The following is a 5,279-nucleotide window of genomic DNA, read 5'->3' on the forward strand; positions in this document are numbered from 1 at the left end:
GGCGGGGTGTCGCGGAGCAGCGCGGCCAGCTCCGGGACGTCCGCCGCGGCGGCCCACTGCGACATCCCGGACTTCCAGACCAGCGACTCGGACGTGAGACCGGCGGCGGGCAGCGCCTGCCGATCGTAGGGGCCGCGGCGCTCGCCGTCCACGCCGAGGAACCACTGCTCGGGCCGGGGGAGCGGCGGCGGCTCCTGCCCCTGGGCCTGCGGATGGCTTGGCTGCGAGTGGCCGGGCTGAGGGGTGAGGGCGGCGGCGAGGTGCTGGCCGGCGGCGATGCCCATGCCGAGCCCCATGCCCTCGGCCGCGCCGCCCGCAGCCCCCGCGTGTTCCAGCGCCTCGGCCGCCTGGAACCGGGCGTACTGCCCCAAGTCGCCGACGATCCCCATCTGGGCACGCTTGTCCAGCGCCTGCTCCACCTCGGGCGGCAGCGAGATGTTCTCGATCGTGAAGTCCGGGATCGCCAGCCCCACCGCGGCCAGGTCGGCGGTCAGGAGCTCGGCCAGCCGCCGTCCCATCTCGTGCTGACGGGCGGCCAGGTCGAGCAGCGGCACCCCGGCGGCGCCGAGCGCGTGGGCGAGGCGGCCCACGATCATCTGCCGCAGGTAGCCCTCCACCTCCTCGGTGCGGAAGAGCTGGTCGGTCCCGGCCAGCTCGCGCAGCAGCGCGCGGGCGTCGGTCACCCGGGCCGAGTACGCGCCGAACGCCCGCAGCCGCACCGGCCCGAACTCCGGGTCGCGGACGATGACCGGGTTCTGGGTGCCCCACTTGAAGTCGGCGAACCTGCGGGTGCCGACGAAGTACACCTCGGACTTGAACGGCGAGTGGAAACCGTGCTTCCAGCCCTTCAGCGTGGACAGGATCGGCAGGTTCCGCGTCTCCAGCGTGTACGTGCCAGGCGCGAAGGCGTCGGCGATCTGGCCCTCGTTGACGAAGACGGCGACCTGAGACTCCCTGACCACGAGCCGGGCGCCCATTTTGATCTCGTTCTCGTACCGGGGGAAACGCCATACGAGGGTGTCGCGGCTGTCGTCCAGCCACTCCACGATGTCGATGAATTCGCCGCGGAGCTTGTCGAATAGTGCCACTTCGCCCCCAGTTGTCAGCGTTGCACCAGGTGGGTCACCGTACCAAAGGCCGTCAGGCGGGTACTGTTGGGCGACGTGGGTAAGCAACGCGTCGCACAACTCGAATACTCCGAGTTCCAGTCGGCCATGCTCGACGAGGAAAAGCGCCGCCGCAAGGCCGCGAAGATCATCGCTGTGCTCGAGCACTTCCACGGGCCGCTCGGCGGGCTGACCGTGGGCGACGTGGGCTGCTCGGCCGGCTTCATCGCCGACGAGCTGGCCGCGGCCGGGGCCAAGCACACCCTGGGCATCGACATCGACGTGCCCGGGCTGCGCAAGGCGGCCGACAGGTTCGGCGAGCGGGTGGCGTTCGTCTGCGGCGACGGCACCGCGCTGCCCTTCCCCGACTCCTCGGTCGACGTGCTGGTGTTCAACCACATCTACGAGCACGTGGTCGACCCCGACGCGGTGATCGCCGAGATGCACCGGGTGCTGTCCGACGACGGGGTGCTCTACCTGGGGCTCGGCAACCGGCTCGGGGTGATCGAGCCGCACTACAAGCTGCCGTTCCTGTCGTACCTGCCGCCCGCCCTGGCCGACCGCTACGTGCGCGCCTTCGGCCGCGCCGACCACTATTACGAACGCTTCCGCACCAGGCGCGGGCTGCGCAAAATGTTGCGCGCCTTCCACGTGTGGGACTACACGTTCCCGGTGCTCGCCACGCCCACCAGGTTCGCCGGGGCCGAGCTGTTCCCGGGCGCACTGGGCCGGGTGGTCAAGGCCGTGCTCGCGCGCGCGCCGCGCGGGGTGCTCAGGCTGCTGCTGCCGGTCGTGCCGACGTACCTGTGGGTGGCCACCAAGCGGCCGCGCCGTCCCGCGGGGCCCGCGCTGCCGCAGCCCCCCGAGCGGGTACTCCCGCTGTGAACGACGCGGAGACGGCGGGAACGGCCGTGCCCGAGGGCGGCGCTCAGCCCATGGGCCCGAAGGGGTCGCCGCTGCGCCGGGTCGTGCGGGTGGCGTTCCTGCTGGTCGCGCTGGGATTCGGCGGCTGGGCGGTGGCCTCGCAGTGGGACTCCGTGCTGGCCGGGTTCGCCAGGCTCTCCTGGGTTGCACTGGCCGGCTCGCTCGCGTCCGTCGTGGCCGCGCTGCTCGGCGCGATGCTCACCTGGCGCACCCTGCTGGCCGACCTGGGCTCGCCGCTGCCGCTCAGGCCGGCCGCCAAGGTGTTCTTCGTCGGCCAGCTCGGGAAATACATCCCCGGCGCGGTCTGGCCGGTGCTCGCGCAGATGGAGATGGGCCGCGACCTCGGCGTGCCGCGCTCGCGCAGCGCCGCCGCGTTCTTCCTGATGATGCCCATCCAGCTGGCCAGCGGCCTGCTCGTCACGCTCGGCACGCTGAGCTGGGACACCTACGGCTGGCTGCTGCTGTTCCTGCCCGTGCTGCTCGTCCTGCTGGAGCCCAAGGTCATCAACGCGGTCATCGGGTTCGGGCTGCGCAAGCTCCGGCGCGCGCCGCTGGAACGTCCGCTGACCAGGCGCGGCATGCTCACCGCGCTCGGCTGGGCGCTGGCCGGCTGGGCCTGCTACGGCCTGCACCTGTACCTGATCGCGCCCCAGGGCGGCCTGATCTTCGCGATCGGGGCCTTCGCCCTGTCGTGGTGCCTGGGCATCCTGACCTTCGTGGTCCCGGCGGGAGCGGGGGTGCGCGAGTTGGCCATGGTGGCCGTGCTCGCGCCTGTGCTCGACCGCGGATCGGCCATCGCGGTGGCGCTGTCGTCCCGGATCGTCATCGTCATCGGGGACCTGATCTGCGCCGGGCTCGCCGGAATCGCCGCGCGTCGCGACTGAGCGTGATTTAGCCCACGATTTGGGGGAGGCTGGTCATAAGCTGAACTGAAGAGGGGGACGCTCGGTCCCACGTTGATCTTGAGGGGAGAAGATCCGCGTAATGCCTCGAGTGCTCGTCGATGCGGCGGCCGTCCCCGCGGACCGCGGCGCGTTGATCCGATACGTCGACGGGCTGGTGGCCGGGCTCCATCGGGCCGGCGCCGACCTGGCCGTCGTCTGCCAGCGGGCCGAAGCCGAGAGATACCGGCGGCTGGCGCCCTCGGCCCACGTCATCACCGGCCCCGTCTCGATCACCAACCGGGCGGCCAGGCTCGCCTGGGAACAGACCGGCCTGCCCCTGCTCGCCAGGCAGGCCGGAGCCGACGTGATCCACGCCCCGTACTACTCCATCCCGATCCGCGCGGGCCTGCCCACGGTGGTCACCATTCACGACGCCACCTGGTTCACCGAGCCCGAGCAGCACAGCGCGGTGCGCGCCTCGTTCTTCCGCTCGGCCACCCGCACCGCGATCAGGCACGCCAAGCGGGTCATCGTGCCGTCCAAGGCCACCAGGGACGAACTGGTGCGGGTGCTCGCCGCCGACCCCACCCGCATCGACGTCGCCTACCACGGCGTCGACCTGTCGCTGTTCCACCCGCCGAGCGCGGAGGAGGTCGCCCGCGCGGCCACCAGGTGCGGGCTGCACGCTCAGCCGTACGTGGCCTTCCTCGGCGCGCTCGACCCGCGCAAGAACGTGCCGAACCTGATCAGGGGCTTCGCCAGGGCGGTCAAGAGCCTGCCGGAGCCGCCCGCGCTGGTGCTCGGCGGCGGCGTGCACGAGGACGACGTCGACGCCGCCTGCCGCGAGGTCGAGGCCACCGTCAAGGTGGTGCGGCCCGGCTTCCTGCGCGCGCCCGACCTGCCCGGCTTCCTCGGCGGCGCGCTGGTGGTGGCCTTCCCGTCGCGCGGCGAGGGCTTCGGCATGCCCGTGCTCGAAGCCATGGCCTGCGGCGCGCCCGTGCTCACCACCCACCGCACGTCGCTGCCCGAGGTGGGCGGCGACGCGGTGGCCTACACCGAGCCGGACGCCGACAGCATCGCCACCGCCCTGGGCCAATTGCTGGCCGCACCGGAAAGAAGACGCGAACTCCGCGCGGCCGGATTGGCCAGGGCCAGGGAGTTCACCTGGGACGCGTCGGCGGAGGCGCATCTCAGCACTTATCAACGGGCAATCGAATAGTTCGGTAACCTCGCTGAGTGATGGAGAGCTCTTTGCCAGACCTAGAGGCGATCCTCCTGGTCGGAGGGCAGGGCACGCGCCTGCGTCCGTTGACACTGGGCACGCCCAAGCCGCTGCTTCCGACCGCCGGAGTGCCGTTCCTGGCCCACCAACTGGCCCGGGCCCGTTCTTTCGGGGTGCGAAAGATCGTTTTCGCGACCTCGTACAAGGCGTCGATGTTCGAGCCGGTCTTCGGCGACGGATCGGCGTTCGGGCTTTCGCTCGACTACATAACCGAAGAGACACCGCTGGGCACCGGCGGAGCCATTCGGAATGCCGCCGAAGCGCTCACTTCCGGGCCCGATGATCCCGTCCTCATTCTGAACGGCGACATTCTGTCCGGGCACGACATCGGTGATCAGGTACGCACCCATATGTCGCGCTCCGCCGCTGTAACGCTCCATTTGACCGAGGTCGACGATCCGACGCGATTCGGTTGCGTGCCGACCGACGACGACGGCCGCGTCACGGCGTTTCTGGAGAAGACCCCGAATCCGGTGACCAACCGGATCAACGCCGGGTGTTACGTGTTCACCAGGTCCGTGATCGACCGGATTCCGCGCAACGAGGTCGTGTCCGTGGAACGGGAGACCTTCCCCGGGCTGATCGACTCCGGTGAGCTCGTGCTCGGGTACGCCGACCGTACGTACTGGCTCGACGTCGGCACTCCCGCGGCGTTCGTCCAGGGGTCGCGCGACCTGGTGCTCGGCCGGCTCGGCTCGCCCGCGCTGCCCGGCGCCACCGGCGAACACCTGGCGCTCGAAGGCGCGGTGGTGTCCGCCGAGGCCAAGGTCGGCGGGGGGACCGCCGTGGGCGCGCGGGCCGTGGTCGAGGCCGGGGCGACGGTCGTCGGGTCCGTGCTGAGCGACGAGTGCGTGGTCGAGGCGGGGGCCTCGGTGACCGACTCGGTGATCGGCAAGGGGGCTCGCGTGTGCGCGGGCAGCGTGGTGCGCGACGCGGTCATCGGCGACGGCGCGGTGGTCGGGCCGGGGAACGAACTGCAGGGCGGGGTCCGGATCTGGCCGGGTATCGAACTGCCTGAACGGGCAGTGCGTTATTCGAGCGACGTTTGACGGTTTTTCCGGATTTGTCGGCCTATCGGGGGGC

The 5,279-nt window shown here is 71.1% G+C and carries 5 protein-coding genes; 4 read left to right on the top strand and 1 reads right to left on the bottom strand.

All coding sequences use genetic code 11. The features are described 5' to 3' along the window. Nucleotides 1-1,088: SPFH domain-containing protein (locus HII36_RS53100; RefSeq protein ID WP_173531014.1), on the bottom strand; the 1,088-nt coding region annotated here is incomplete at its 3' end. 75 nt (nt 1,089-1,163) lie between these two features. On the opposite strand from HII36_RS53100, the gene HII36_RS53105 reads away from it, so the two are divergent. The 4 genes from HII36_RS53105 to manB all read left to right on the top strand — a co-directional run bounded on the left by HII36_RS53105 (nt 1,164) and on the right by manB (nt 5,245). Continuing rightward, entirely contained in the window at nt 1,164-1,991 is an 828-nt protein-coding gene (locus HII36_RS53105) for a class I SAM-dependent methyltransferase (protein ID WP_173531015.1), read from the top strand. After that, on the top strand, nt 1,988-2,914 hold the full coding sequence (locus tag HII36_RS53110) for a lysylphosphatidylglycerol synthase domain-containing protein (RefSeq protein ID WP_328808306.1): 927 nt from the start codon (nt 1,988-1,990) through the stop codon (nt 2,912-2,914). The genes HII36_RS53105 and HII36_RS53110 overlap by 4 nt, the downstream gene beginning before the upstream one ends. 100 nt (nt 2,915-3,014) lie before the next feature. After that, nucleotides 3,015-4,133, top strand: coding sequence for a glycosyltransferase family 4 protein (locus HII36_RS53115; RefSeq protein WP_173531016.1), 1,119 nt, complete (start codon nt 3,015-3,017; stop codon nt 4,131-4,133). 32 nt (nt 4,134-4,165) lie between these two features. Next, the gene (manB, locus tag HII36_RS53120; RefSeq protein WP_236005138.1) at nt 4,166-5,245 is read left to right on the top strand and encodes a mannose-1-phosphate guanylyltransferase; all 1,080 of its coding nucleotides are present in this window, start codon (nt 4,166-4,168) and stop codon (nt 5,243-5,245) included. Nucleotides 5,246-5,279: the final 34 nt, after the last annotated feature.

The sequence above is a fragment of the Nonomuraea antri genome (assembly GCF_013283785.1).
GTDB classification, from domain to species: Bacteria; Actinomycetota; Actinomycetes; order Streptosporangiales; family Streptosporangiaceae; genus Nonomuraea; species Nonomuraea antri.

Bases quoted from the DNA above. Each gene is read 5' to 3' on its own strand.
- HII36_RS53115 (WP_173531016.1), top strand. From the start codon at position 3,015: ATGCCTCGAGTGCTCGTCGATGCGGCGGCCGTCCCCGCGGACCGCGGC.